The sequence below is a fragment of the Neisseria sp. P0001.S007 genome (genome assembly GCF_051963655.1).
GTDB classification, from domain to species: Bacteria; Pseudomonadota; Gammaproteobacteria; order Burkholderiales; family Neisseriaceae; genus Neisseria; species Neisseria subflava_A.
In genome coordinates, this window is the sequence record NZ_JBQCUB010000003.1 from 190,501 (window position 1) to 215,194 (window position 24,694).

At 52.6% G+C, this 24,694-nt stretch carries 20 protein-coding genes; 12 read left to right on the forward strand and 8 right to left on the reverse strand.

Translation table 11 applies throughout. The features are described 5' to 3' along the window. The first annotated feature begins 32 nt into the window (after nt 1-32). The 10 genes from ACTHRE_RS05025 to aroG all read left to right on the forward strand — a co-directional run bounded on the left by ACTHRE_RS05025 (nt 33) and on the right by aroG (nt 10,459). The gene (locus tag ACTHRE_RS05025; RefSeq protein WP_049351502.1) at nt 33-1,106 is read left to right on the forward strand and encodes an AI-2E family transporter; all 1,074 of its coding nucleotides are present in this window, start codon (nt 33-35) and stop codon (nt 1,104-1,106) included. Between the two features lie 129 nt (nt 1,107-1,235). Beyond that, nucleotides 1,236-2,477, forward strand: a complete 1,242-nt coding sequence (locus ACTHRE_RS05030) for an aromatic amino acid transporter (RefSeq protein WP_377073707.1) — start codon at nt 1,236-1,238, stop codon at nt 2,475-2,477. Between the two features lie 93 nt (nt 2,478-2,570). Further along, the gene (locus ACTHRE_RS05035) at nt 2,571-3,023 is read left to right on the forward strand and encodes a DUF7832 domain-containing protein (protein ID WP_070647236.1); all 453 of its coding nucleotides are present in this window, start codon (nt 2,571-2,573) and stop codon (nt 3,021-3,023) included. Nucleotides 3,024-3,034: 11 nt separating this feature from the next. Beyond that, on the forward strand, nt 3,035-3,613 hold the full coding sequence (gene gmhB, locus ACTHRE_RS05040; RefSeq protein ID WP_039862535.1) for a D-glycero-beta-D-manno-heptose 1,7-bisphosphate 7-phosphatase: 579 nt from the start codon (nt 3,035-3,037) through the stop codon (nt 3,611-3,613). A 71-nt stretch (nt 3,614-3,684) separates the two neighbouring features. Further along, nucleotides 3,685-4,416: a lysophospholipid acyltransferase family protein gene (locus tag ACTHRE_RS05045; RefSeq protein ID WP_070460589.1), complete on the forward strand. Its 732-nt coding sequence runs from the start codon at nt 3,685-3,687 to the stop codon at nt 4,414-4,416. Between the two features lie 49 nt (nt 4,417-4,465). Further along, nucleotides 4,466-5,161, forward strand: a complete 696-nt coding sequence (locus ACTHRE_RS05050) for a M48 family metallopeptidase (RefSeq protein WP_070647235.1) — start codon at nt 4,466-4,468, stop codon at nt 5,159-5,161. A gap of 172 nt (nt 5,162-5,333) precedes the next feature. After that, nucleotides 5,334-5,705 carry a hypothetical protein gene (locus ACTHRE_RS05055; RefSeq protein ID WP_107723974.1) on the forward strand — a complete coding sequence of 124 codons (372 nt, stop codon included), beginning with the start codon at nt 5,334-5,336 and terminating at the stop codon, nt 5,703-5,705. A gap of 156 nt (nt 5,706-5,861) precedes the next feature. Then, complete coding sequence (locus ACTHRE_RS05060; RefSeq protein ID WP_293208103.1) at nt 5,862-7,337, forward strand: surface lipoprotein assembly modifier; 1,476 nt, start codon at nt 5,862-5,864, stop codon at nt 7,335-7,337. 289 nt (nt 7,338-7,626) lie between these two features. Then, entirely contained in the window at nt 7,627-9,123 is a 1,497-nt protein-coding gene (locus ACTHRE_RS05065) for a subtype B tannase (protein ID WP_199900805.1), read from the forward strand. A gap of 292 nt (nt 9,124-9,415) precedes the next feature. Then, nucleotides 9,416-10,459 carry a 3-deoxy-7-phosphoheptulonate synthase AroG gene (gene aroG, locus ACTHRE_RS05070; RefSeq protein WP_003683923.1) on the forward strand — a complete coding sequence of 348 codons (1,044 nt, stop codon included), beginning with the start codon at nt 9,416-9,418 and terminating at the stop codon, nt 10,457-10,459. A 158-nt stretch (nt 10,460-10,617) separates the two neighbouring features. Here aroG and ACTHRE_RS05075 read toward each other — a convergent pair whose 3' ends face one another. The 8 genes from ACTHRE_RS05075 to wrbA all read right to left on the reverse strand — a co-directional run bounded on the left by ACTHRE_RS05075 (nt 10,618) and on the right by wrbA (nt 21,479). Then, a complete protein-coding gene (locus ACTHRE_RS05075) occupies nt 10,618-11,235 on the reverse strand; it encodes an NAD(P)H-binding protein (RefSeq protein ID WP_377073709.1) in 618 nt (205 codons plus the stop codon). A gap of 92 nt (nt 11,236-11,327) precedes the next feature. Then, complete coding sequence (hutW, locus tag ACTHRE_RS05080) at nt 11,328-13,148, reverse strand: heme anaerobic degradation radical SAM methyltransferase ChuW/HutW (protein WP_377073710.1); 1,821 nt, start codon at nt 13,146-13,148, stop codon at nt 11,328-11,330. Nucleotides 13,149-13,421: 273 nt separating this feature from the next. After that, nucleotides 13,422-14,147: an ABC transporter ATP-binding protein gene (locus ACTHRE_RS05085; RefSeq protein ID WP_377073711.1), complete on the reverse strand. Its 726-nt coding sequence runs from the start codon at nt 14,145-14,147 to the stop codon at nt 13,422-13,424. 46 nt (nt 14,148-14,193) lie between these two features. Beyond that, nucleotides 14,194-15,135, reverse strand: coding sequence for a FecCD family ABC transporter permease (locus ACTHRE_RS05090; RefSeq protein WP_377073712.1), 942 nt, complete (start codon nt 15,133-15,135; stop codon nt 14,194-14,196). Between the two features lie 141 nt (nt 15,136-15,276). Next, nucleotides 15,277-16,068 carry a heme/hemin ABC transporter substrate-binding protein gene (locus tag ACTHRE_RS05095; protein WP_377073713.1) on the reverse strand — a complete coding sequence of 264 codons (792 nt, stop codon included), beginning with the start codon at nt 16,066-16,068 and terminating at the stop codon, nt 15,277-15,279. A 73-nt stretch (nt 16,069-16,141) separates the two neighbouring features. After that, the gene (locus ACTHRE_RS05100; RefSeq protein ID WP_440344854.1) at nt 16,142-18,340 is read right to left on the reverse strand and encodes a TonB-dependent hemoglobin/transferrin/lactoferrin family receptor; all 2,199 of its coding nucleotides are present in this window, start codon (nt 18,338-18,340) and stop codon (nt 16,142-16,144) included. A 144-nt stretch (nt 18,341-18,484) separates the two neighbouring features. Continuing rightward, on the reverse strand, nt 18,485-20,662 hold the full coding sequence (locus tag ACTHRE_RS05105) for a TonB-dependent siderophore receptor (protein ID WP_377073715.1): 2,178 nt from the start codon (nt 20,660-20,662) through the stop codon (nt 18,485-18,487). Between the two features lie 211 nt (nt 20,663-20,873). Further along, nucleotides 20,874-21,479 carry an NAD(P)H:quinone oxidoreductase gene (wrbA, locus tag ACTHRE_RS05110; RefSeq protein ID WP_377073716.1) on the reverse strand — a complete coding sequence of 202 codons (606 nt, stop codon included), beginning with the start codon at nt 21,477-21,479 and terminating at the stop codon, nt 20,874-20,876. Nucleotides 21,480-21,578: 99 nt separating this feature from the next. Between wrbA and ACTHRE_RS05115 the strand changes: the two genes are divergently transcribed. Further along, nucleotides 21,579-22,781, forward strand: a complete 1,203-nt coding sequence (locus ACTHRE_RS05115) for a YihY family inner membrane protein (protein ID WP_377073717.1) — start codon at nt 21,579-21,581, stop codon at nt 22,779-22,781. A gap of 99 nt (nt 22,782-22,880) precedes the next feature. Continuing rightward, nucleotides 22,881-24,662: an extracellular solute-binding protein gene (locus ACTHRE_RS05120; protein ID WP_070647224.1), complete on the forward strand. Its 1,782-nt coding sequence runs from the start codon at nt 22,881-22,883 to the stop codon at nt 24,660-24,662. Nucleotides 24,663-24,694: the final 32 nt, after the last annotated feature.

Here is a 24,694-nt window from a genome sequence, read left to right on the forward strand (position 1 = left end):
CTGTTTTTTGCTTTTTACCTTATTGGCTTCACATGTCCTTACTCTCTTCCCACACCGACAACCCGACTTTCCGCAACGCCTCCTATATCCTGATGGGTTTGGCCTTGCTGATTGTCTTGCACTACCATTTTCTGCCGCTGCTGCTGTCAGTTATCCTGACCTATATCTTTATTACGCGCACCAACGGCGTCATCCTCAAACTCCGCCGCCGTGTTTTGCCACGCAACACGCGGCTGCATAAATCGCTTAACGCGCACAACATCAACCTGATTTCCACCGCGCTGACGCTGGCCATCGTGTTCAGCATCATCACGATGATGTCTTTGGGCATTTACCACCTGATACACGGCGGCCATGTCGGCTTTATGTTGGCCAAGCTGGCGGCGATTTTGGAAGACACCAAAAACAGCCAAGACCTGCCTGCGGCCATTCTCAATATGCTGCCCAACAATATGGCCGAAATCAAAGCCTCGGCGATCAAGCTGATTGAAGAATACCGCGCCGCGCTGACCCGTATCAGTAAAAACAGCATCACGTCCTTCGTGTACATCCTCATCGGCATCATCATCGGCGCCATGCTCAGTTTCCACCGCCTGAAAATGCGCAAAAACCGCCACAAAATGCCGCTGTTTAAAGCCGAATTGATGCGGCGCATCGTCAATTTTGAAACCAGCTTTGAACGCGTGTTCCTCGCCCAAGTCAAAATCTCGCTGATCGACACCTTCCTGACCGGCCTGTACCTCTACTTGGTTTTGCCGCTGTTCGGCGTTGACCTGCCGTTTAAAATGACCGTCCTGATCGTCGCCTTTATCGTTGGCCTGATTCCGGTGGCAGGCAACCTGATTTCCAACACCATCATCATTATTTTGAGCCTCGGCTCATCGCTTTACGTCGCACTCGCCTCGTTGGTTTTCCTTGTTGTCATCCATAAACTCGAATATTTCCTCAACGCCAAAATCATCGGCTCTGAAATCGAATCCAGCGCATGGGAATTGCTGGTGGCGATGGTCGTCTTTGAACGCATTTTCGGCATCGGCGGCATCATCGTCGCGCCGGTTTATTACGCCTACCTGAAAAACGAATTGAAACTGCGAAAATTGATTTGATCAGTTGCGTTTATACACATCAAAGGCCGTCTGAAAACGACAATCGGGTTTTCAGACGGCCTTTGCTTTACCTTTTCTTACACTTTACGGCATAATGGCAGCCACGCATTTCTAGAAGAAAGATAAACAATGTCAACCAAAACTCCTTCCCTATTCGGCGGCGCGATGATTATCGCCGGTACGGTTATCGGCGCAGGCATGCTTGCCAACCCGACCGCCACATCCGGCGTATGGTTTACCGGCTCGCTGGCCGTGTTGCTGTACACCTGGTTTTCCATGCTCTCCAGCGGCCTGATGATTTTGGAAGTCAACACCCATTATCCGCACGGCGCGAGCTTCGACACCATGGTTAAAGACCTGCTCGGCCCGGTTTGGAACGTCATCAACGGCGTTGCCGTCGCTTTCGTTTTATACCTGCTCACCTACGCCTACATCTTCGTCGGCGGCGACCTGACCGCCAAAGGCATCGGCAGCGCGGTAGGCAGAGAAGTTTCGCTGACCGTCGGCCAACTCGTCTTCTTCGGCATTCTCGCCTTTTGCGTTTGGGCATCCGCACGCTTGGTTGACCGTTTCACCAGCATCCTCATCGGCGGCATGGTATTGACCTTTATTTGGGCAACCGGCGGCCTGATTGCCGATGCCAAAATGCCTGTCCTGTTTGACACCCAAGCCCCTGCCGGCACCAGCTACTGGATTTATGTCGCCACCGCCCTGCCCGTCTGCCTTGCCTCATTCGGCTTCCACGGCAACGTTTCCAGCCTGCTCAAATACTTTAAAGGCGACGCGCCCAAAGTGGCCAAATCCCTATGGGCAGGAACGCTGATTGCGCTTGTGATTTACATCCTCTGGCAAATCGCCATCCAAGGTAACCTGCCGCGCAGCGAGTTCGCACCGGTTATCGCCGCAGAAGGACAAGTTTCCGTCCTGATCGAAACGCTGTCCAAGTTCGCCCAAACCGGCAATATGGACAAAGTGTTGACCCTGTTCTCCTACATGGCGATCGCAACATCCTTCCTCGGTGTAACGCTCGGCCTGTTTGACTACATCGCCGACATCTTCAAATGGAACGACAGCATTTCCGGCCGCACCAAAACCGCCGCGCTGACCTTCCTACCACCCCTGATTTCCTGCCTGCTCTTTCCTACTGGCTTCGTTACCGCCATCGGCTACGTCGGCCTGGCCGCCACCATCTGGACCGGCATCATCCCCGCCATGCTGCTCTACCGCTCGCGCCATAAATTCGGTGCCGGCAAAAACTACAAAGTTTACGGCGGATTCTGGCTGATGGTTTGGGTCTTCCTCTTCGGCATCATTAACATTGCCGCCCAAATACTGAGCCAAATGGAACTTGTTCCTGTATTTAAAGGTTAAATTCCCTTAAGGCCGTCTGAAACACCCTCTTTCAGACGGCCTAATTCATTATTTTCCGCTACAATACCCCCTTTCCCCCAACGAACACCGTCCATGTACGACAATATCCGTTTCCATCTCGACGAAGACTACCCCGAACAGCTCCCGCCCGAAAACGCCGCCACCCACATCGGTATGTACTGGCAGTGGGCGGCGCAGGCAGGCCTCGTCAACCCCGTCTGGCAAACCGCCCCCGAAACCGCAGCCGACTTCGCAGCCATGACCTCGGGCAAAATCAGCGGACGGCACTTCCTGCTCAAACACATGGACGGCGCACTGACGGCGGACGACTTTACCGAACTCGGCCAACGGTTTACCGAGTTCTACTACACCGACGAAGAAGACGGCTACGGCGCATTTATGGAAGACTACGTCCTCGCCCTCGACACATCCTCGCTCGGCGGCTTCTACCACGTCAAAAACACCCTGGAAACCTTCGCCAAACTGACACCCGTTTTTCAGACGGCCTTTGAAAAATGGAAAAGCAGTTTGAAAGCAGAAAAATAAGAGCCCACACCATGAAACTCATCATCCTCGACCGCGACGGCGTCATCAACCAAGACCGCGACGATTTCGTCAAATCCGTTGACGAATGGATTCCCATCGAAGGCAGCATGGATGCCATCGCCTTTTTAACGCAGGCTGGCTACACCATCGCCGTGGCCACCAACCAATCCGGTATCGGCCGCAAATACTTTACCGTGCAAGACCTAACCGAAATGCACGCGAAAATGCACCGCCTTGCCGTTCAAGCAGGCGGCACCATCGACGGCATTTGGTTTTGCCCGCACACTGCTGCCGACAACTGCGAATGCCGCAAACCCAAGCCCGGCATGATTATCGACATCATCGAACGCTTCAAGGCCAATGCCGCCGAAACCTGGCTGGTCGGAGACAGCCTGCGCGACCTGCAAGCCATTGATGCCGCAGGCGGCAAATCCGCGCTCGTCCTGACCGGCAAAGGCAAAAAAACGCTGGCCAAACACGAGCAAGACCTGCCCGAACACACCCAAGTCTTCGACAACCTGCTGGCTTTTTCGCAATACATCATGCGTGAAAACACACAAATCGAAGAAGCCGCGCAAGCTATCCTATAAACGACAAGGCCGTCTGAAACCAGCCGACAACGGTGTTCAGACGGCCTTCAAACGACAGACTTTTCCCCGATATGCTGATTATCCGCAACCTGATTTACTGGTTCATCCTTTCCTCTAGCATTATTTTGCTGTTCCCCTTTATGCTGCTCGCCCTGCCCTTCCAAGGCGGCGCGCACAAAATGGCGCAAGTTTGGGTGCGTATCCTCAACTGGTCGCTCAAGCACATCATCGGCTTAAACTACACCTTAAGCGGCGCGGAAAACATTCCCGACCACCCCGCCATCATTTGCTCCAAACACCAAAGCGGCTGGGAAACCCTCGCCCTACAAGAGATTTTTCCGCCTCAAGTCTATGTTGCCAAACGCGAACTTTTCAAAATCCCTTTCTTCGGCTGGGGCTTGAAGCTGGTCAAAACCATCGGCATCGACCGCAGCAACAGCCGCGAAGCCAACAAACAACTCTTAGAACAAGGCCTTGCGCGTAAAAACGAAGGCTATTGGATTACCATTTTCCCCGAAGGCACACGCCTGCCGCCTGGTGAAAAAGGCCGCTACAAGCTCGGCGGCGCGCGCATGGCAAAAATGTTTGAGATGGACATCGTCCCCGTTGCGCTCAACAGCGGCGAGTTTTGGCCGCGCAACTCCTTCCTCAAATACCCCGGTACGGTCAGCGTCATCATCGGCAAACCCATTGCCCACAACAACGGCAATGAAGCCGAACTCATGGCCCAATGCGAGCAATGGATTGAAAGCCAGCAGCCCCTGATTACCGGACAAGGCCCGTTCGCCCCCAAAACCAAATAAATCATTCCATCGGGTGGGCCGCTATGCCCTCCCTTTTCACTCAAACACCATGCCCCGCCTCCATACCCATACCCTTTCAGACGGCCTCACCATTCATATCCAGCTCAAACGCAGCGCCAAGAAAAACCTCATCTTGCGCCCCGTTTCCGCCGATACCGTCAGCATCAATATCCCTCCGTTTGTTACCCAGCACACCTTTACCCAATGGCTGAACGACAACGAAGCCATCCTGCGCCGTACCTTAAACAAAGCACCGGCCCGACAAACACCCACCGACACGCTTCCCGAATGGATTTGGTATCAAGGCGTTCAGACGGCCTTGTCCGTCCATGCAGCAAACCACATCCAAATCAGGCCGTCTGAAATCCTGTTGCCCGAAAAAGAAAACGCCGCCCAACTCACCCATTTGCGCCGTTTCCTACACGAGCGTGCGCACGAATATCTGCTGCCACGCCTCGAAGGCCATACCCGAACCACCCGCCTGACTCCGAGCGCCATTTCCCTTTCCAACGCCAAAACTTTCTGGGGCGTTTGCCGCCACACCACCGGCATCCGCCTCAACTGGCGGCTCATCGGTGCGCCCGAATATGTCGCCGACTACGTCTGCCTGCACGAACTCGCCCACCTGCGCCATCCCAATCACAGCCCTGCATTTTGGGCTCTGACCCACTCGCTTACGCCACATGTTGACCAAGCCGAACAATGGCTGAAGGCGCACGGCAGCGAATTGTTCCGCCTCGGCTAAGTCTTATCCGGCAGCATTTTTCTGCAAGCAAACACCAGCCCAAAGCAAAGAATCAACACCCTCCAAACAAATCATGTAGCCGTGCGTAAAATCGTGTTTATCCGCTTGCCACCCCTCATACCTGCCGATAAGATGATGTCGTTCTCAAAACCCTTTTCAGAAAGGAAAACCGATGACCAAAGCAAAATCGTTACTGGCCACCGGCATTTTGGCTCTTTTCTCCGCCACGGCATTCGCCTCCCCGTTGCCTTCCGAAATCTACCGTCCGGATGGCGCGCACACCATCAAAGCCGATCATCAAGGCGACGGCGAATTTGAATACGAAGCCGAACTCTCCGGCCAACGCAATTCCATTCCTTCCCTGGCCAAAAAAGTGATCGCCCACGCGCGCAGCAAAGGTTTCCATGTGGTTGAGTCTGAAATCAAACACGACGATGCCGATCTGAAATTCAAACGCGGCAAACAAGAGCTGGACGTTTCCATCGAAGACAAAGGCCAAGGCCGTATCGAATACAAAGCCGATTTGGACTTGGACCAAAACTAAATCCGACTCGCAAATAAAGGCCGTCTGAAATCCCATCGGGTTTCAGATGGCCTTTTGTCGTCTTTATCAGATATAATGGCACTCGGTTTGTAAAATTTCCGACTCAAAACATTGTACAATCTGCCCACTTATACCGATAACATCCCAAACATTGCCATGAAAAAACGTCTGCTCCTCCTCGCCATCCTTCCCCTTTCCCTTCACGCCGCCGATGTGCCGCCTGACGTAAAACCCGAGCTTCAAGTCAACACTGCCGAACCCCAACAACCTGAAACGCACAACATTCCTGCCGAGCAGACAAACAGGCCGTCTGAAAAAATCATCAACGTCGATGCCGACACCCTGCTTGCCAACACCGAATTACTGGCACGCGCCATGTATTCCGCCGTCGTCGCCCACAATATCCCCGGCATCAAAGCCGTTTTGCCCATTTACGAACAATGGCCAGAACACGATCGCGCCATGGCACGCTATGCCAAAGGTTTGCTTGCCCAATCCGAAGGACGCGCCGCCGAAGCCATCGGCCATTACCGCCGCTTTATCGCCGAGCAACCCGATGCCTCCGCCGTCCGCTGGCAGCTTGCGACCGCCTTGTTTGAAGACAAACAAAACGAAGCCGCAGCCGACCAGTTCGACAAACTACAAACCGAATCCCTCCCGCCTGCCTTGCAAGAACGCATCGAAACCTACCGCAAAGCCCTGCGTGAACGCGACTCATGGCAATTCAATGCCGGCTTGAACATCACGCGCGAACAAAACATCAACCAAGCCCCCGGCCAACGCCGTCTGGGCAACCACCTGAGCGATGAACAATGCCGCGCCGTGCGCCTTGCCTATCCCGACGACGACTGCTTCCGAGGCTGGACATTCCCCGAACCCATCGATGCCACTGCCATCCATTACCAAATCGGCGCAGAAAAAAAATGGTCGCTGCCCCGCGGCTTCTATGCCACGGCAGGCGCAGACCATTACGGCAAAATCTATCCCAAACACACCAACTACAACGACCTCACCACACGCTTTTCGGCAGGCATCGGCTATGCCGACCAGCGCAACGATATCGGCATGACCCCGTTCCATGAACGCCGCTTCTACGGCAACGACCCCTACACCTACACCAACGGCGCACGCCTCCACTACAACCATTGGTGGCAACCCAAGCTGCAAACCCTCAGCGCATTTGAAGCAGGCCGTCTGAAAAACGGCCGCCGCGAGCATTCCAACAACACCAGCCAACTGCTCAGCAACTCCATCGTGTACTACCGCAACGCGCGCCAATACTGGGTAGCCGGTATCGACCTCTACCGCGAACGCAACCGCGACGACAAAAGCGACAGCTTCAACCGCTACGCCCTGCGCACCACATGGGGACAAGAATGGCCCAAAGGCCTCTCCACCGTCCTACGCCTCAGCGCCGCCCAACGCCATTACCAAGCCCCCAGCTTCTTCAGCAACGAACAAAACCGCCGCGACAAAGAAGCCTCCGCCTCCCTAAGCGTATGGCACCGCGCCCTCCATTTCAAAGGTATCACCCCGCGCCTGACCATTGCCCACAACAAAACATGGAGCAACGACAAGTTCTACGAATACGGCAAAACCAAAATGTTTGTCGAATTGAGCAAAACGTTCTGACAAGTAGTACCAATCTGCGAAAAAAGCAAAAATGCCTGTCCTGCATACTTATTTACAAGACAGATTCAAACTTTTACAGATACCGAATCAATAGATTTTTTAAGGCATAATGTCTTATTAAATTCATATTTATCAAATAGATGAAGTTTACGCCCATATTACTTTACGACGTAACGTACAACACTACATAACGCTACAAAGAAATCAGGCCGTCTGAAACCCGACTTGGCGTTTCAGACGGCCTAAGTATTCGTTATCATATCCGCTTACCTCTTCAGAAAGTATGATGATGAACGCCCTAAACAAAACCCTCTTATCCGTTTCTGTCGCGCTGGGATTGAGCGCCTGCGCTTCCGTCAAAACCGCAGACACCTACGACCTAGACTTCTCCAAACAAAAATACACCGAACAAAGCATCGAAGTGAACGGTCAGGCCATCAAATTCCGCGCTTACGAAGGCGTAGTTTACGTCCGCAATCCTGTCGATACCCGTTACGAAATCATCAATATTTATGTACCCGAAGCCTATTACAACGGCGGCGAGATAGACGGTTTCAACGCCGAAACCGCACCGATTTTCCTGCCCAACCAAATCGGCGGCTATATGCCTGCCGAACCGGGCAAACCTGCTTTGGAAGGTAAACGCGGCGAACCTGAAGACGGTCAAAAATCGCCGAACGCCGCGCTGACCGCCCTTTCCAAAGGCTACGTCGTCGCCTCCCCGGGCGCGCGCGGCAGAACGGAATCCACCGGTAAAGCACCTGCCGCCATTGTCGATTTGAAAGCCGCCGTCCGCTATCTGAAAGCCAACGACAAAGCCATGCCCGGCGATGCCGAAAAAATCATTTCCAACGGCACAAGCGCAGGCGGCGCGATGTCCGCCCTCTTAGGCGCAACAGCCGATCAAAAAGATTATGAAAACCACCTCAAAGCCTTAGGCGCGGCGGAAGGCAGCGACAAAGTTTTCGCCGTATCCGCCTACTGCCCGATTACCGATTTGGACCATGCCGACATGGCTTACGAATGGCAGTTCAACGGCATTAACGACTATAAAAAAATGAATATTTCCATGCTCGACTACCGCGTCAAACGCGAGCTGGTCGCCGGCACGCTGACCGATGACGAGAAAAAACTGTCCGACCTCCTCAAACCGCTGTACCCCGCCTATCTCAACAGCCTGAACCTGAAATCCCCCGAAGGCAAACCACTGACGCTGGATGCCCAAGGCAACGGCAGCTTTAAAAACCATATTGCCGGCCTGCTCGCCCAATCCGCCCAAATCCAGCTTGACGCGGGCAAAGACCTAAGCGACCGCAAATGGCTGACCGTCCGCAACGGCAAAGTCGTCTCCGTCGATTTCGATGCCTACGCCAAAGCCGCCGGACGGCAAAAAACACCGCCCGCCTTTGACGGCGTAGATTTGAGCGCGGGCGAAAACCAACTCTTCGGCACCGATACCGTCGATAAACGCCACTTCACCGCGTTCTCCATGCAACACACTACCGCCTCCAACGCCGAAATCGCGGACGAAGAAACCGTCAAAATCATGAACCCGCTCAACTACATCGGCAAACCGGGTGCAAACCTGCCGCAAAACTGGCGCATCCGTGTCGGCACCAACGACCGCGACACCTCGTTGGCAGTCTCCGCCATATTAGCCGCCAAACTGCAAAACAACGGCTACACCGTCGATTACGCCCTGCCTTGGGATGTCGGACACGGCGGCGATTATGATTTGGACGAGCTGTTTGCCTGGATGAAACAGGTCAGCAGCGCTGCAAAATAAGCATTCGCAACATAGATTGAGATGAGATTTGGTATCCTGTTTTAATTAAAGAAAGGCCGTCTGAACTTTTTCAGACGGCCTGTATTTTGATAAAAACTTAAATCCCTTTATTATATAAATGAAATTTTTAATAGAATTAAATTCTAATTTTTATGAATTAACTGATTTTAAATTCCATAAAATAATTTAAATAAAGAAATTTTAGAATAAAATTGCTAAAACAAAAAATCAAGCCTTGTTTAATTCTGCTAAAACCTGTAACCTGTATCAAAAATAAACAAGAGAGTCCATCATGTCCCAGCACCACCCTACCGACGATATTAAGATCAAAGAAGTCAAAGAGTTACTCCCTCCAATCGCACATTTGTATGAGCTACCTGTTACGCCTCAGGTTGCCAATTTGGTTTATAAAACACGTCATGAGATTTCAGATTTAGTTCACGGCCGCGACAACCGTTTGCTGGTCATCATCGGCCCATGCTCGATTCACGATACTAAGGCGGCGGTAGAATATGCGCAAAAATTGCTGCCCTTGCGCAAAAAATATGAGAAAGAGCTACTGATTGTAATGCGCGTGTATTTTGAAAAACCGCGTACAACCGTTGGCTGGAAAGGTCTGATTAACGATCCGCACTTGGACGGTACGTTTGACATCAACTACGGCCTGCGCCAAGCGCGTCAGTTGTTGCTTACTTTGAACGAAATGGGCATGCCTGCTTCGACTGAATTCTTGGACATGATTACGCCGCAATACTACGCCGACCTGATTTCTTGGGGCGCGATTGGGGCGCGTACGACTGAAAGCCAGGTACACCGCGAATTGGCCAGCGGCCTCTCCTGCCCTGTCGGTTTTAAAAACGGTACGGACGGCAATCTGAAAATCGCCATCGACGCCATCGGTGCCGCCAATCATCCGCACCACTTCCTGTCTGTAACCAAAGCCGGTCATTCCGCGATTGTCCACACCAGCGGCAATCCTGACTGCCATGCGATTTTGCGTGGCGGTAAAGAGCCTAATTACAGCGCGGAGCACGTTAAAGACGCGGTTGCGCAGCTTCAAAAAGCCGGCGTGAGCAGCAAACTGATGGTGGACTGCAGCCATGCCAACAGCCGTAAAGACTTCCGCAAACAAATGGATGTAGCGCGCGATGTTGCGGCGCAGCTGAAAGCCGGTGAAGAAAACATCATGGGCGTGATGGTCGAAAGCCACTTGGTTGAAGGCCGTCAAGACAAGCCTGAAGTTTACGGTCAAAGTATTACGGATGCCTGCATCGGTTGGGATACGACTGAAGAATTGCTGGCCCTGCTTGCCGAAGCGAAAGGTTACCAAGCGTAAATGCGAAACCATTAATAAAGACCGGATATGTTCCGGTCTTTATTATGCCTGTTATTTTGATTTCCTTGCTCATATTCAGAATAAAAACAGTTTTTTAAGAAAAAATCAGGCCGTCTGAAACAATTAAAAGACAGTTTCAGACGGCCTACTCAATCCGTTTATGCCGCACCAACGCTATACGTTTCCCCCTTGCTGCCCACTTGGCCGACAATGGCAGCAACGGCGGCAGCCAAGCCGTTGCGCGTCATGTATTTTTGCGGAATTTCTTGGGCATTTTGTGTCAAGGTATAGGCATTATCTTCGCCATCGGCAAGGCCGCAGGGGCGCAGGATGGTCCAATTCAAACCGCTTTGTTTGAGATAGATTTCGGCTTCTGTTTTGGCACGGATGGCTTCGCCGAGTGCCTGTTTAAACGGCTCGCTCATCATGTCCCATTGTTCACCGCAGCCCATGCTGGTAATCAGTACAAAGCGTGCTTGCGGATTGGAGGCTTTCGTAGCGGCAATGATGTTGATATTGCCCAGCGCATCGCTGCGGATACCCTCTTCGTTTTTACCGCCGACAAAACTGATCACGGTATCGGGACGGTATTGTGCCAACGCTTTATCGAGCGCGTCGGCATCAAGCGCATCGGCGACGACTGTTTGAATATTGTGTTCGGCAAAAAAGCTGTCTTCAGACGGCCTTCTCAATACGGCGACGGTATCGGCTGAGTCAGTCAATGTGCGGATATAGGCTCGGCCGGACGGGCCGTTGGCTCCGAAGATGAGTTGCATGTTTGGGGTTCCTTTGTATGGTAGATGTTTATTGTTAGAAAATCCGCTCCTCTATGCAACAAGGAACGGATTATCAGGCCGTCTGAAACTGTTTAAGCGACATCAAACAGTTTGCGCATGGCTTCGATTTGATGTTGTTTCAACTCGCCTGCTTCGTCGCGGCCGACGAAAATTTTAAACATGGCGCCGCCGTTGCGGTTGATAAAGTTGAGCGAGCAAGTGGCTTTACCCATGAACGGGCGTTCCAAAAGGTAGATGGAGGCGCAGTTTTCATAGTAGATGTGGCCGTGTACGCCGCCGTCGGTTTCAGGATGGTCAAAGTTGTAGAAACCGCGGCCGACTTTGCCGTTAGGCAGTTTACCGCTGACTTCGACGATGGCATCGGGGGTGTGGGCGATGAAGGTAACGGATTCATCCCATGCGGCAACGGCTTGGAGGATTTCGACTATGCGGCTGCCTTCTGTTTGGCGCACGTTCTCTTCTGGCAGACAGCGGATAACGTCTTCAAAACTGCATTGGTTTTGCGCGGCCAGCATTTCCAGCACTTGGCCGGGATTTTTTTCCAATGATTGACGCAACATGGTTTGTTGTTCGGCTGAAAGTTTTTGCATGGTTGGATCCTTTTCTTGAGTTGGAAGAGTGAGCATGAGTTTGCGGATAAGGGTGGGCGACCAATAACGGCCGCTGGTATTCAAACGGATAAGGCCGTCTGAATCGGGTTCTTTAAAAAGCTGCATTTCCTGCCATTGGGCAATCAGCTTTTGCGCTGCTTTGTTGCCGTCGAACAATAATGGATTCAGACGGCCTGTTTCAATATCGTGCTGAACTTTGCTGAGCAGTGCTTTATTTGGACTATGGCCGCTCATAAATGCGATGTTTTTCTCGCCTTTCGGCGTGGCGAGATAACTTTCCAAATCACCCTGCACCTGATAGCTGAAACCGCCGAAGTTACCCCCTGCGCCGGAGCCGAACGCCAAACAGGGAATGTCGGATTTGATCAGGGTATTGTAGCGGTTGCGCTCGCCGCGGCCGGGATAGGCGAAGTGGCTGTTGCTGACCTGTTCCCAGCCTTTTTCCAGCAGCGTTTCAACCGTGTAGGCATATTGGTCTGCCTGAATGTCAAAACCCGGCGGTGTCGGAAATGCGCCTTTTTCAATCATGCGGTTGATGGGCAGCATGGGATAAAGGTTGAACGCGTACGTATCCAAACCGGACAGCGGCAGCTCGGTGGCACGGGCGATATCGTTTTGCCAAACTTCATCGGTTTGATTGGGCAGGCCGAACATCAAATCAGCGACAATCACGGCATCGAGTTCGCACAGTTTTGCCAAATATTCAAACGCCTCGTCGCCGCTGTGTTTGCGGCCGAGACGGTGGCGGATAGCGGTATTGAAGGTTTGCACGCCGATGGAAATACGGTTGGCCCCTGCTTCGAGACAGGCCTGTGCTTTTTCCAAATCGAAATGGCTCATGCGCCCTTCGATGGTGAACTCGCAGTCTTCGGCAAGAGGCAAATATTGGTAGCAGGCACGAATCAGGCGGACGAGGTCTTCCGTAAGCAACGCGGTGGGCGTACCGCCCCCGAAATAAACGGCTCGGATTTTGCCCTTTCCTGTACGGACTTCGGCTTCAGCGGCCATTTCTTCGATAATTTTGTCGGTGTACACGCTGCTTTGGCTGTCCTTCCACGCATTACGGTAGAAGCCGCAAAAAACGCAATGGTTGGCGCAAAATGGAATATGCAGATAAGCAAGCGCATCCACATCGGTGGCATGGGGAAGCTTTTTCTTCCAAATGTTCTGCCACTGGGGACGCGGCATTGGAACACCGCCCCAAACGGGCATTAATGCCTGACGTTCGGGAAATGCCTTGGGCGCGGATTGTTTCGGAGTCCAAACAAGCTGCTGTACCATGATAATGATTAATAAAAATTATTAATAAGATTGATATATTAAATAACCATCATCGTTTTCTTGTCAACATTTTTGAGTAATTAAAAATCAGTATTATTTTAAAATATTGTATTCTATAAATAATTAAATGTATTTCTATTTTATGGAAATCGGCATTTTACTTGTGAAATGCACAAAATTTGGTTCTTCAAGTCGGGAACATCCTCCCATCTCGTTTTATTTTGAACGATAAAATAAATTTTCTTTATCGTTTTTCAGACGGCCTGTTGGCGCTCAGCTTCTGAAATAAAACCCTGCTTCATCTTCGCAACGGCGTATCTGCCAACCGTAAACCGATTCAAGCAAGTCGGGGCGCATCACTTCGCCCACCTTGCCTGATGCAACGACTTTTCCCTTATTCATCAAAATAATATGTTCCGCATAACGCGCGGCGAGGTTTAAATCGTGTAATACCATTATTGATGAGGCACGGTTTGAATGCCCAACCAAATACTGCATCAGGCGGTGTTGGTGGCGGATATCGAGATGGTTGCACGGTTCGTCCAAAAGCAAGACCGGCGCGTTTTGCAACAGGGCGCGGATGATGTTGGCGCGTTGCTGTTCGCCGCCTGAGAGCTTGCCGATACGCTTATCCGCCAATACCGTCAAATCAAAATAATCGAGTAACTCGTCCGCCCATTCATGGTTCAGACGGCCTTTTTGTACGAATGATGCCAACGCAATGTATTCGCGTACGGTCATCGGCATATTGTAACGGCCATGCTGCCCGACCCATGCCACCCTGCCCGCGCGGATTTGCGGCGCAACGGCCTCACCGAAAAGCGTGATTCCCCCCTGCCCCGTTTGCCCGATTAATGCCCGCAGCAAAGTAGATTTGCCTGCGCCATTCGGGCCGATAATAACGGTCATGCCCGAAGGTATATCCAGTTGATCAATTTCAAGCAGGGTTTTGTCTTGGACGCGGACGGAAAGATTACGGATTTGAAATAAGGTGTGCATGGCAAAAGATATGGTGCAATAAAGTTTCAGACGGCCTGTTTAGGCATCAACGGCTTTTCAAAGGCTTGATAAACAAATACATAAAAAATGGTCCGCCCAATAAGGCAATTACGATACCGACCGGCAGATCGACAGGGTATGTCAGCCAGCGCGCTGCGCCATCTACCACCATCAAAAATACTGCGCCCAACCAAGCCGACAGCGCAATCAGTTTGCGGCGGCTGCCGCCGACGGTTTGCGCCAGCACATTGGGGATCATCATGCCGAGAAAACCGATGATGCCCGAAAGCGATACCGCCGCTCCCGTCATCAATGCCGCGCCGATTACGGTTTGCACACGCAATGCCCCAACTGATACCCCCATACTGGCAGCCGTGTCTTCCCCTGTCATCAAAACGTCCAGCCGCCTGCCTGCCGACAACAAAATCAGAAAACCGGGCAACATGACCGCAATTGCCGCAACAGGCGATGAGAAACCGGCTTCGGCAAGGCTGCCCAACAGCCATGTGGTCGCGCTGCGCAATACCAAATCGTCAGACAAAAACAAAATCATGCTGACCACCGCGCCCGAAAACGCGCTCAACACAAAACCCAACACCAGCAATCCCAAAGTACCGCCGCCGAGCAGTTTGTGCACCGCCAAAATCAGCAGGCACACACCCAATGCGCCGAGAAAAGCCGCTGCCGGCACACCCATCGCGCCGCCGCCCAGAGCCAATAACACAATCACGCCCAAGGCTGCCCCGCCCGATGTCCCAATCAAACTCGGATCGGCCAACGGATTCTCAAATAAAGCCTGCAATGCTGCCCCCGAAGCGGACAAACCGGCTCCGACCAAAAGTGCGGTATAGATGCGCGGTAAACGGATTTGGCGGACGGTTTCATCCATCGCCAACGGCGACTCCCACGCACCAAAACCGATGCCGCAGCACAAATAAACGGCGGCGGCAGTAAGCAGCAGGCAGAGGGTAAGGGTATGCGGTTTCATGACATCATGCGGTTTAAGCGGATTGAGGGACGGTTTCAGACGGCATTTTTAAGACAACCGTTTTGCTTCCTACTCAACAAGAAGGAACAAATCAAGGCCGTCTGGAAACAAAAATCGGGCAGAGTTTCAAAACAGGCGCGTTTATTTCGCCAAACCATGCAAACGCTGAATCACTTGCGGCGTATCCAGACCATAACGGAACATATCGTTGGCCTTCCACAAATAAATCTTGCCGTTTTTCGCGGCAGGCGAGCCGGCGATTTCGGGGCGTGCGGCAAAGGTTTTGACGTTGCCTATCATGGCGGTGTTGTGGTCGGCAATAATGATGATGTCGGGTTTGGCCGTAATCCATGCCTCACGCGTCATCGGTTTGAGGCCGTCAATGGCGGCTGCGGCATTGATACCGCCGGCGCGGCGGATGATTTCGTCGGCGGCAGTATTCTTGCCCGATACGATGCGCCCGTCGTAGCTGAAGAGGTAGCGTTTGCCGCTGGAAGGCTGCTGTTTCATATCCGCCTGCCACTTGCTTGCCAACTTGTCCGCCTGCGCGCTTTTGCCGATAAGCTGACCAATGTTGCGGATACTTTGCGGATAGGCGGCGATGCTGTCATCGGGCGCAACATTGACGGCTTTAATGCCTGCTTTTTGCAGGTGGGCAAAAATATCGGCAGGCTGCGCCATCCATGAACCGATGGCAATGTCGGGTTTGGCGGCCACAATCGGTTCAACCGTCAGGCGGCGATGAATGCCGATACTGGGCTTGTTTTTCAACGCCGGATTTTGAACGGTCTGATCGCGGCCGACGATTTCGTCCAATGCGCCGAGCGCGGCAACGATGTCTGCCGTATCGGGGGTCAACACGACGATGCGTTGTGCGTGTGCAGTGCCGGCCAACGAAATAAGCGCGGAAAGCAGAAGGAGTTTGAGTTTCATTGTTTTTTCCTTGTCGCATGCTTTCAGACGGCCTGCTCGTTTTCTCAGGCCGTCTGAAAACGGTTGAATCACATTAGAACTTCAGTTGTACGGTTGCGGCGAAATTGCGACCGGTTTCGGTGTACAAGTCCATCACACTGGTACGGCTCATGCCGGCAACGTCTGCGTGCTGCCAGTATTTTTTGTTGCCGACGTTGTAAATGTTTGCGCCGATTTCGAGGTTTTTAAACGGCTTATACCACGCGCCGACATCCCATACGCCATAACCCGGCGCTTGGAAAACAGTGTCGCTGTTGACGCGGCTGTGTTTTTTCGACCAGCGCAGCTTGGTACCGACACCCCATTTTTCCTGCGTGTAATCCAAACCCAAAACGCCGTTGAGCGGATAAGCGGAATCCAACGGTTTGCCGTCCTGCTGCTCACCGCGCATCCAAGCGATGCTGCCGGAGACTTGCCAGCCCGGCAGGAATTTGTAGGCGGCAGAAGCTTCAGCACCGTAGGTTTTGACCCTATCCAGATTTTGATATTGGTACTGGATAATCGGGCGACCGCCTATGAAGGCAGTGCCGACTTCGGTGCGGTCGATGAAGTTTCGATAACGGTTGTAGAACGCGGTAACTTGCGCGCGGGCGCGGTCGTTTTTGAACTTCATCCCCAATTCAAAGCTGTTGGAGCGTTCGGATTTGAGGTTGGCATTGGGAATGACGGCATAGCCGTAGGTTGTATTGGCAAACGCCATGGTCGCGCTGTCAAACGGCGGCGTACGGAAGCCTTGTGAATAAGTGGCAAAACCGGTGAACTGCTCACCCATCGGCACGCTCAGGCGCAGGCTGGGTGTAAACGCGGAATCACTGAAGCGTGTCGCCGTTCCGCTGGGATTAGCATTGAGATAGGCTTGGTCGGTCGAAGTGTTCAGCTTGTCTTTTTCGTAACGCAAGGCCGGGGTTAGAACGATGCCGTTGCCGAAGGTCAGGCTGTCTTGTGCGTAAACGCTGAACGTTTTGCGCTTGCTGTCGGGGAAAGTTTTATTCGGATAGGTGCTGCCTGCATAAACTTTACTGACAGCGCCGGTCAGATTGTCCACTGTCAGGCTGTCGCGCGGACGGGCGGTCTCGGTGTGTTTGTATTCTGCGCCGGCAACGACGGTTTGTTTGACCGCGCCGTCAAATTCCCACACGCCACGCCCATTCAGCCCGCGTATGGTCTGATTGAAACCGTAGTCGGAATAACGGGTCGAGTTACCTAATTGGCGCGCGCCCATACGCGTAATGCTCGCATCGACGGCATCGTCTTCCGTACGCAGTTTTTGCTGATAGGCAGTCAGGTTGGCTTCTTTCAGACGGCCTTCGCCAGCGTAGCGGTAGCCCGCTTCGATACGTTGACGGCGGATACGGTCGCGAGCATTGCTCTCGGATGTTGCGATGGTTACCGGCCCGCGCGATTGCGAACCCAAGCCGTTTGCCAACACGGTATCGTTGGCGTGGTAATACTGTTCGTACAACGTTTCAAAGCGGTGGCGTTCGTTGCCGATATTGCCTTTCGCCAAGATATTGTAGGCATTGTTTTTCTGCGGATTGGTAGCAGTACGTGCAGTCGAGTAGCTGGTATCGCTGCCCATGTTTTCGGTTTCATGACCTTGACGGCGCGTCAGCATCAGCAGACCTTCGGCGTTTTCATGGAAACCTGCCACAGTCGCCGTCACGCCATGGCTGCGGTCGCGACTGCGGTAGCCGTGTTTCAAACCGAAATGCCCGCGTTTGCCCGCATCGACAAAATCGCTCGGTGAGAGCGTCACCATGTTCACCACACCGCCGAGCGCATCGCTGCCGTACAGTGCGGAATAAGGGCCTTTGACAATATCGACCTGCTTGAGCGTGTCGCTTTCGACCATATCGCGTCCCGAAATCGCGCCGTTGGAGCCGCCGCCTGCATAAGATTCGGGAATGCGCACGCCGTCCACCATCATCAGAATGCGGTTGCCGTCTATGCCTCGGATATTGATACCGGCATGACCGCGGCGGTTGTTGTCTGACGGCACGCTGACGCTGGATTCATACATCACGATATCGTCTAAATTCTGTGCCGAGGCTTGATTCAAGGTTTTGCGTCCGATAACCGACACATTCGGCGCCGCTTTATCCAAGGTTTGCGCATTACGGTCGGCCGTAACCACCACAGGCTCTATTTCTGCCTGAGCCACCGGCATCTGAGCCGCATATAACTGTCCGGAAAAAACCGCCCCTATTACACAGGCAATCGCTTTCTTTTTCATTACACAACCTTATCATTTAAATAATAATAGTTTGCATTTATAAAACAAACAGACGGTTTTTGCAAGTTTAAGATATAAACAAAAGGCCGTCTGAAAACCCGATAATTCAGGTTTTCAGACGGCCTGCACTATTTTTCTTTTCAATTAGAACGTATGTTTAACCGTTGCAGTCACACTACGCGGCGTGCCGTAAACGTGAATATCCGGCATGGTGCGATAGCGTTTGTTGAACACGTTTTCAAAGTCCAAACTGATGCGGGTGGATTTGCCGATTTTGTAATGACCGGTCAAGTCCAGCGTTGCGTACGGACGTTGGGTCAATGCGGCGGCGGCGGCCGGATTGATGTCTGCAGGGTATTCATCCAGCGTGTGGCTTCGGCTTTGCCAGTTGACGTTGGCACCCAGGTTCAAACGGTCGGTCACGTCATACGCGGTAAAGAGTTTGAACAAATGAACCGGGTAAGACGGATGCAGTTGAACCCCTTCGCTGTCTTTGATTTTGGAACGTGCATAAGACGCATTCAGCAGCCATTTGTCGCTCAGGCGGCCGCCGACAGAGAGTTCCATGCCTTTTGTTGTGGTGTTGTCGGCTGCACGGTAGTATTCCTCGCCATTTGCGAATTTGCCTGCAACCACGCCCAAATGGTCGCGTTTGTTCATAAAGACGGAGGCGGAAGCATTCAGACGGCCTTCAAACCATGAGGCTTTCAAACCGGTCTCGTAGGTTTTGCCGCGTTGTGGTTTGAGCGCTGCGCCGTCTTTGGTCAGGTAACGCACTTGCGGACGGAAAATGGTGGTGTAAGACGCATAGGCAGTCAGATTGTCGCCGATGTCGTAGGTTACGCCCAAATAAGGAATGAAAACGTTTTGTTTGTGGCTGCTGTGTGCGAATTTGTTACGGCTGGTGCTGTAACGGTAACGCCAATCCACAAAACGGCTGCCGCCGATAAAGGCGAGCTTGTCGGTCAGTTTGAAACGGGTCGAGCCGTAAACCGACAGGTTTTTCATGCGTGAAAAACCATCGCGCAGATACGGCATATCGGGTTTGGAGATGTTGCCGTCAAATTTACGCAAATCAGGAATCATCGATTCGCCTTCGTCATAGAAAGACAGGTTTTCTTTGTTGTCCTGATGGCTGATGCCGACATTGAACTCGTGCGAGCGACCCAACGCCGGATAATGGCCGTCTAAGGCCAGCGCAAAATTCTGATCGCGGTATTTGCTGCGGTCGCGGTCGGATGTAAAGAGCGCGGAGTAATCCGAATTAATGACAAAAGTACCGGCAATGCCTGAAACGATGTCGTTTTTACCCGAAACATGGCTGTAATCGCCTGTCAGTTTCCAGCCGTTGTCAAACTCATGGCTGAGGGAAGTGAATACTTCGGCACTGGTGTCTTTGCCGTATGCCCAGCGTGCGGAAGAATTGCTGCGCGGCGAAGACTCAAACGGTATGAATCCAGTACGGCGCGAACCTGCTGCGGTCAGATAGCTGAAACGCGAGCTGCCGGTATTGCGGAAACGGTGTATTTCCGTACCGAGGCGCCATTGGGTTTGCGGCGTGATATCGTAAGACAAAGTGCCGTAGAAAGTGTGATTGTGGCGCGAAGTGTTCGGCAGGTAATCGCCGCCATGGTCGCTGACCAAAATAGCGCGGCCGCGCAAGGTATTGTCGGCATTCAAAGGCTGATTGGCATCAAGGACGAAGCGGTAGTGGTTCCACGAACCGACACCGGCTTCTACGCTGATGGCTGGCTTGGCAGTCGGTTTTTTGCGTTCCAAAGCAACCGTACCGCCCGGCTCACCCATACCACCGTTGGACAAACCGCTTGCGCCGCGCACGATAACGACTTGTTCGTACAATGCGCTGTCTAGATTGTTGGTACCGCGGCGGATGGCTTTACCGTCGTAAAGGAATTTAGGCGCGCCGTCCACGGAAATGCTGTCAATCGCCTGACTGCGCGAAATAAATTGGCTGTGGCCGGAGACGTTGTTGCCCATTTTGCTGTGGAACACGCCCGGTGTTTGTTTCAACACGTCCTGCAAGGTATCCAAACCTTGGTCGTCCATTTGTTTTTCAGTAACGACAGACAGGGACTGCGGCGTTTCGCGCTGGGTCAGGCGGATGCCTGTTGCGGCAGAGGAAGCAGGAATGGTGTAGTTGGAAGTAGTCTGTTTTCCGACACCTTGGACGGTAACTGTCGGTAAATCGACACGCTCTTGCGGCTGGGTATTTTCTACTTCGGTTGCGAAAGAATACGCCGAACACAGCGCCAGACTGACGGCAAAGCTTAATTTGCCATAGGGAAATACAGGTAGTGACATAGCCTCTCCAATTAGCTTATCTTTACAATTTGGTCGCAGATTCTATCAAAAAGATGTAGCCCGATGGAACTATGTTTTAATCATTATTTTCTAAGTATTTTGTTTAATTCAAAATATTTATTTTCTATCTAGTCCCAATTAACTAAAAAGGCCGTCTGAAACCCATATCATCAGGTTTTCAGACGGCCTTAATCTTTTTATGATAAGGCAATCAGTCTGCCAATTTTCTTGCCAATTCTGCCAAACGTTTACCTTGTGCAAAGGCAATATCGTTTTCTTCGGAGGTCAATGCCGGCTTGCTGTCGTGGCCGGAAACATGGCTTGCGCCGTAAGGCGTGCCGCCGCCTTGGGTATTGCTGAGCGCGGACTCGGTATATGGAATGCCGCTGATGACCATGCCGTGATGCAACAGGGGCAGCATCATGGTCAGCAGGGTGCTTTCTTGGCCGCCGTGCAGTGAAGATGTGCTGGTGAAAACGGTGGCAGGTTTGCCGACGAGTTCTGCACCGAGCCAAAGGGGAATGGTGCCGTCGATAAAGTATTTCATCGCGGCGGCCATATTGCCGAAACGCGTCGGGCTGCCGAGCGCAAGGCCGGCGCAATTTTTGAGGTCGTCGGCAGTCGCGTATGGCGCACCTTCGTCAGGAATGGCTTTTTCAACGGCTTCGCAAACGGTGGAAACTTTGGGAACGGTACGCAATACGGCTTCGCAACCGTCCACGCTTTCGATACCGCGTGCGATTTGGCGGGCAAGGTTGCGCGTGCTGCCATTTTGGGAATAAAAGAGAACGAGGATTTTCAGAGGATTTGGGTTCATTTGGGGTTTCCGTTACAATGCTGTCAGGTGTCAGACGGCCTTTTAAATACTCAGGCCGTCTGAAAAGAAGAAATTTCAATTTAAAAGTGGGAAAAGGTTATGCCGTTTTCGCAATGGTGGCAAGGTTTTTTAAAGAGTAAAGGCGTGGCGTTCGCTTGGTTTGTCGTGCGCCGTTTTGATGAGGAGCGCGTGCCGCAGGTAGCGGCAAGTATGACGTTTACAACGCTTTTGGCTTTGGTGCCCGTGTTGACGGTGATGGTCGTCATCGCTTCTGCCTTCCCTGTTTTCGACCAATGGTCGGGAGAATTTATCTCTTTTATCAACCGCACCATCGTTCCGCAGGGCGCGGACATGGTGTTTGACTACATCAATGCATTCCGCGATAAGGCTACCAATCTGACGGCGATCGGCAGTGTGATGTTGGTCGTAACCTCGCTGATGTTGATTCGGACGATAGACAATGCGTTCAACCGGATTTGGCGCGTCAATTCGCAACGGCCTTGGATGATGCAGTTTTTGGTGTATTGGGCGTTGCTGACGTTTGGGCCTTTGTCTTTGGGCGTGGGCTTGTCGGTCGTGATCGGTCAGGTGCAAGTAGTGGGCGGTTCGGAATGGCTGAGGGTCATCACTACGGTTTCATTTATTACGCTGCTGCTGTGGGGTTTATACCGCTTTGTGCCCAACCGTTTCGTGCCTGCCAGCCATGCTTTGGTCGGCGCGGCCGTAACGGCGTTTTGCTTGGAAACGGCACGCTTTTTGTTCGCGTGGTACATGGGCAACTTTGACGGCTACAAATCGATTTACGGCGCATTTGCGGCAGTACCGTTTTTCCTGTTGTGGCTCAACCTATTATGGACTCTGGTATTGGGCGGCGCGGTTTTGACCTCGTCCCTGTCCTACTGGCGCGGCGAAGCGTTCCGCCGCAGTCTGGATGCGCGCGGCCGCTTTGATGATGTATTGAAAATCCTGCTGTTGCTCGATTCTGCCCAGCAAAACGGCAAGGCATTGCCGGTGCAGGAGTTCAGACGGCATATCAATATGGGCTTCGACGAATTGGGCGAGCTTTTAGAAAAGCTGGCGCGACACGGTTATGTCTATTCCGGCCGTCAGGGCTGGGTCTTGAAAATGGGGGCGGAGTCCATCGACTTGGCTGAGCTGTTCAAACTCTTTGTCTACCGTCCGCAAACGCTTAATAAAGACAAGGTCAATCAAACGGTTGACCACATCATGCAGCCCTGCTTGGAAACCTTGAACATGACGCTGGCCGAGTTCAGTGCCCATACGAAAAAACAATCCTCTTAGACCTGACGCCGTCTGAAAGCAAAAATATCAAGTTTCAGACGGCCTTTGCTATAATCAGCACACTACTGAATACTACATTCAACCTACAAGGAAAAATAGATGAAAACACCAGCCCTACTCTCGCTGCTCGGTCTGATTCCATCTGCCGCTTTTGCCGCCCACGGCGTAAGCCTTGGCCAACCACCGAAATATCCGGCCAACTTCACCGCCTTCGAATACGTCAATCCCAACGCTCCCAAAGGCGGCTCGTTTACCACGCCTTTCCTCGGTGCTTTTGACACGCTCAACCCCTTTACCCTCAAAGGCAACCACGAATACGGCATCAGCATGCTGACGCTCGACACCCTGACCGAGCAAAGCATGGACGAACCTTACGCCGTTTACGGCCTGATTGCCGAAGACATCGCCCTGGCGCCGGATGGCCTTTCCGTTACCTTCAAAATCAACCCCAAAGCCAAATTCCACAACGGCGACCCCGTTTTGGCCAAAGACGTTGCCGCTTCATTTAACATCCTGACCAAAGACAAAGCTGCCGCCCCCATGTACCACTTCTACTGGAGCGACGTGGCCAAAGTGGAAACGCCCAGCGATCGCACCGTCGTGTTCCGCTTCAAACAGCGCAACTCAGAATTGCACATGATTCTCGGCAGCCTGCCCGTCTTCTCGCATAAAAGCTATCCCAAAGGCCTGGCCGCCGCACCCAACAGCCTGCCGATCGGCTCCGGCCCCTACCGTTTTGCCAAAGCCGAAAACGGCCGCATCAGCGAGTTTGTCCGCGACAAAAACTACTGGGCGCAAAATCTGCCCGTACGCAAAGGCCGCTACAACTACGACCACATCCGCATCAAATACGTCAAAGACGAAGTTGTCCGCATCGAAGGACTGAAAGGCGGCCAATATGACTTCGTACAAGAAAACGTCGCCCGCAACTGGGCACGCGCCTACTCCGACGAAGTCCTCAAAAAACGCAATCTGTCCAAACACGAATGGATACAAAACAGCACAGCCGGCATGCAAGGCTTCGTCATCAATATGCGCCACAAGCCCTTGGACAATATTTACGTCCGCCGCGCCTTGATTGAAAGCTTCGACTACGAAAGCGTCAACCGCCGCATCTTCTACGGCGCATACCGCCGCACCGACAGCTTCTTCACCAACAGCACCATGGCCGCAACCGGCAAGCCTGACAGCGCAGAAACCGCATTGCTCAAATCATTGGGCACCAAGCTGCCCGACGGCGTATTGGATCAAGACGTCCCTATGCCGCCGGTTACCGACCCCAAACTGGGCGTGCGCCCGAACCTGCTCAAAGCACGCGCCCTGCTTGAAAAAGGCGGCTATCAATACAAAAACGGCAAAGCAGTCGACAAACAAGGCAAACCGCTGACCTTTGAATTCCTCGCACCAAGCAAAAACTACGAACGCATTACCTCCAAATGGCAGAGCGACCTCGCCAAAATCGGCATTACCATGAACGTGCGCACCGCCGACTCCGCCGTGTACCAAAAACGCATGAACGACTTCGATTTTGACGTGACCACCGGCTACTACGGCAACAGCGAAAGCCCCGGCAACGAGCAATACGACTACTTCAGCTGCGCCGCCGCCAAAACCGAAGGCAGCCGCAACCTATCCGGCGTCTGTCATCCAGCGGTCGAAAAACTGCTGACCCATTTCAACAGCTTTACCAACCGCCAAGAGCTGCAAACCACCTCGCGCGCGCTCGACCGACTGATCCGCCACCAATACACCATCGTTCCAAACTGGTTCGCCGACCGCTACCGCGTCGTGTACCGTAACGATGTGGGCATTCCGTCCAAGCTGCCGAAATACTACGACCCCATCACCTTTGCCATGACCGCAGGCTGGAAGAAAAAGTAGTCGCATTTCGACAACACGCCCAAGCGCCTGAC

What these genes read in the sequence shown, in the direction of transcription:
- ACTHRE_RS05025 (WP_049351502.1), top strand. Translation starts at nt 33, where the DNA reads ATGTCCTTACTCTCTTCCCACACCGACAACCCGACTTTCCGCAACGCC.
- ACTHRE_RS05030 (WP_377073707.1), top strand. Translation starts at nt 1,236, where the DNA reads ATGTCAACCAAAACTCCTTCCCTATTCGGCGGCGCGATGATTATCGCC.
- ACTHRE_RS05035 (WP_070647236.1), top strand. Translation starts at nt 2,571, where the DNA reads ATGTACGACAATATCCGTTTCCATCTCGACGAAGACTACCCCGAACAG.
- gmhB (WP_039862535.1), top strand. Translation starts at nt 3,035, where the DNA reads ATGAAACTCATCATCCTCGACCGCGACGGCGTCATCAACCAAGACCGC.
- ACTHRE_RS05045 (WP_070460589.1), top strand. Translation starts at nt 3,685, where the DNA reads ATGCTGATTATCCGCAACCTGATTTACTGGTTCATCCTTTCCTCTAGC.
- ACTHRE_RS05050 (WP_070647235.1), top strand. Translation starts at nt 4,466, where the DNA reads ATGCCCCGCCTCCATACCCATACCCTTTCAGACGGCCTCACCATTCAT.
- ACTHRE_RS05055 (WP_107723974.1), top strand. Translation starts at nt 5,334, where the DNA reads ATGACCAAAGCAAAATCGTTACTGGCCACCGGCATTTTGGCTCTTTTC.
- ACTHRE_RS05060 (WP_293208103.1), top strand. Translation starts at nt 5,862, where the DNA reads ATGAAAAAACGTCTGCTCCTCCTCGCCATCCTTCCCCTTTCCCTTCAC.
- ACTHRE_RS05065 (WP_199900805.1), top strand. Translation starts at nt 7,627, where the DNA reads ATGAACGCCCTAAACAAAACCCTCTTATCCGTTTCTGTCGCGCTGGGA.
- aroG (WP_003683923.1), top strand. Translation starts at nt 9,416, where the DNA reads ATGTCCCAGCACCACCCTACCGACGATATTAAGATCAAAGAAGTCAAA.
- ACTHRE_RS05075 (WP_377073709.1), bottom strand. Translation starts at nt 11,235, where the DNA reads ATGCAACTCATCTTCGGAGCCAACGGCCCGTCCGGCCGAGCCTATATC.
- hutW (WP_377073710.1), bottom strand. Translation starts at nt 13,148, where the DNA reads ATGGTACAGCAGCTTGTTTGGACTCCGAAACAATCCGCGCCCAAGGCA.
- ACTHRE_RS05085 (WP_377073711.1), bottom strand. Translation starts at nt 14,147, where the DNA reads ATGCACACCTTATTTCAAATCCGTAATCTTTCCGTCCGCGTCCAAGAC.
- ACTHRE_RS05090 (WP_377073712.1), bottom strand. Translation starts at nt 15,135, where the DNA reads ATGAAACCGCATACCCTTACCCTCTGCCTGCTGCTTACTGCCGCCGCC.
- ACTHRE_RS05095 (WP_377073713.1), bottom strand. Translation starts at nt 16,068, where the DNA reads ATGAAACTCAAACTCCTTCTGCTTTCCGCGCTTATTTCGTTGGCCGGC.
- ACTHRE_RS05100 (WP_440344854.1), bottom strand. Translation starts at nt 18,340, where the DNA reads ATGAAAAAGAAAGCGATTGCCTGTGTAATAGGGGCGGTTTTTTCCGGA.
- ACTHRE_RS05105 (WP_377073715.1), bottom strand. Translation starts at nt 20,662, where the DNA reads ATGTCACTACCTGTATTTCCCTATGGCAAATTAAGCTTTGCCGTCAGT.
- wrbA (WP_377073716.1), bottom strand. Translation starts at nt 21,479, where the DNA reads ATGAACCCAAATCCTCTGAAAATCCTCGTTCTCTTTTATTCCCAAAAT.
- ACTHRE_RS05115 (WP_377073717.1), top strand. Translation starts at nt 21,579, where the DNA reads ATGCCGTTTTCGCAATGGTGGCAAGGTTTTTTAAAGAGTAAAGGCGTG.
- ACTHRE_RS05120 (WP_070647224.1), top strand. Translation starts at nt 22,881, where the DNA reads ATGAAAACACCAGCCCTACTCTCGCTGCTCGGTCTGATTCCATCTGCC.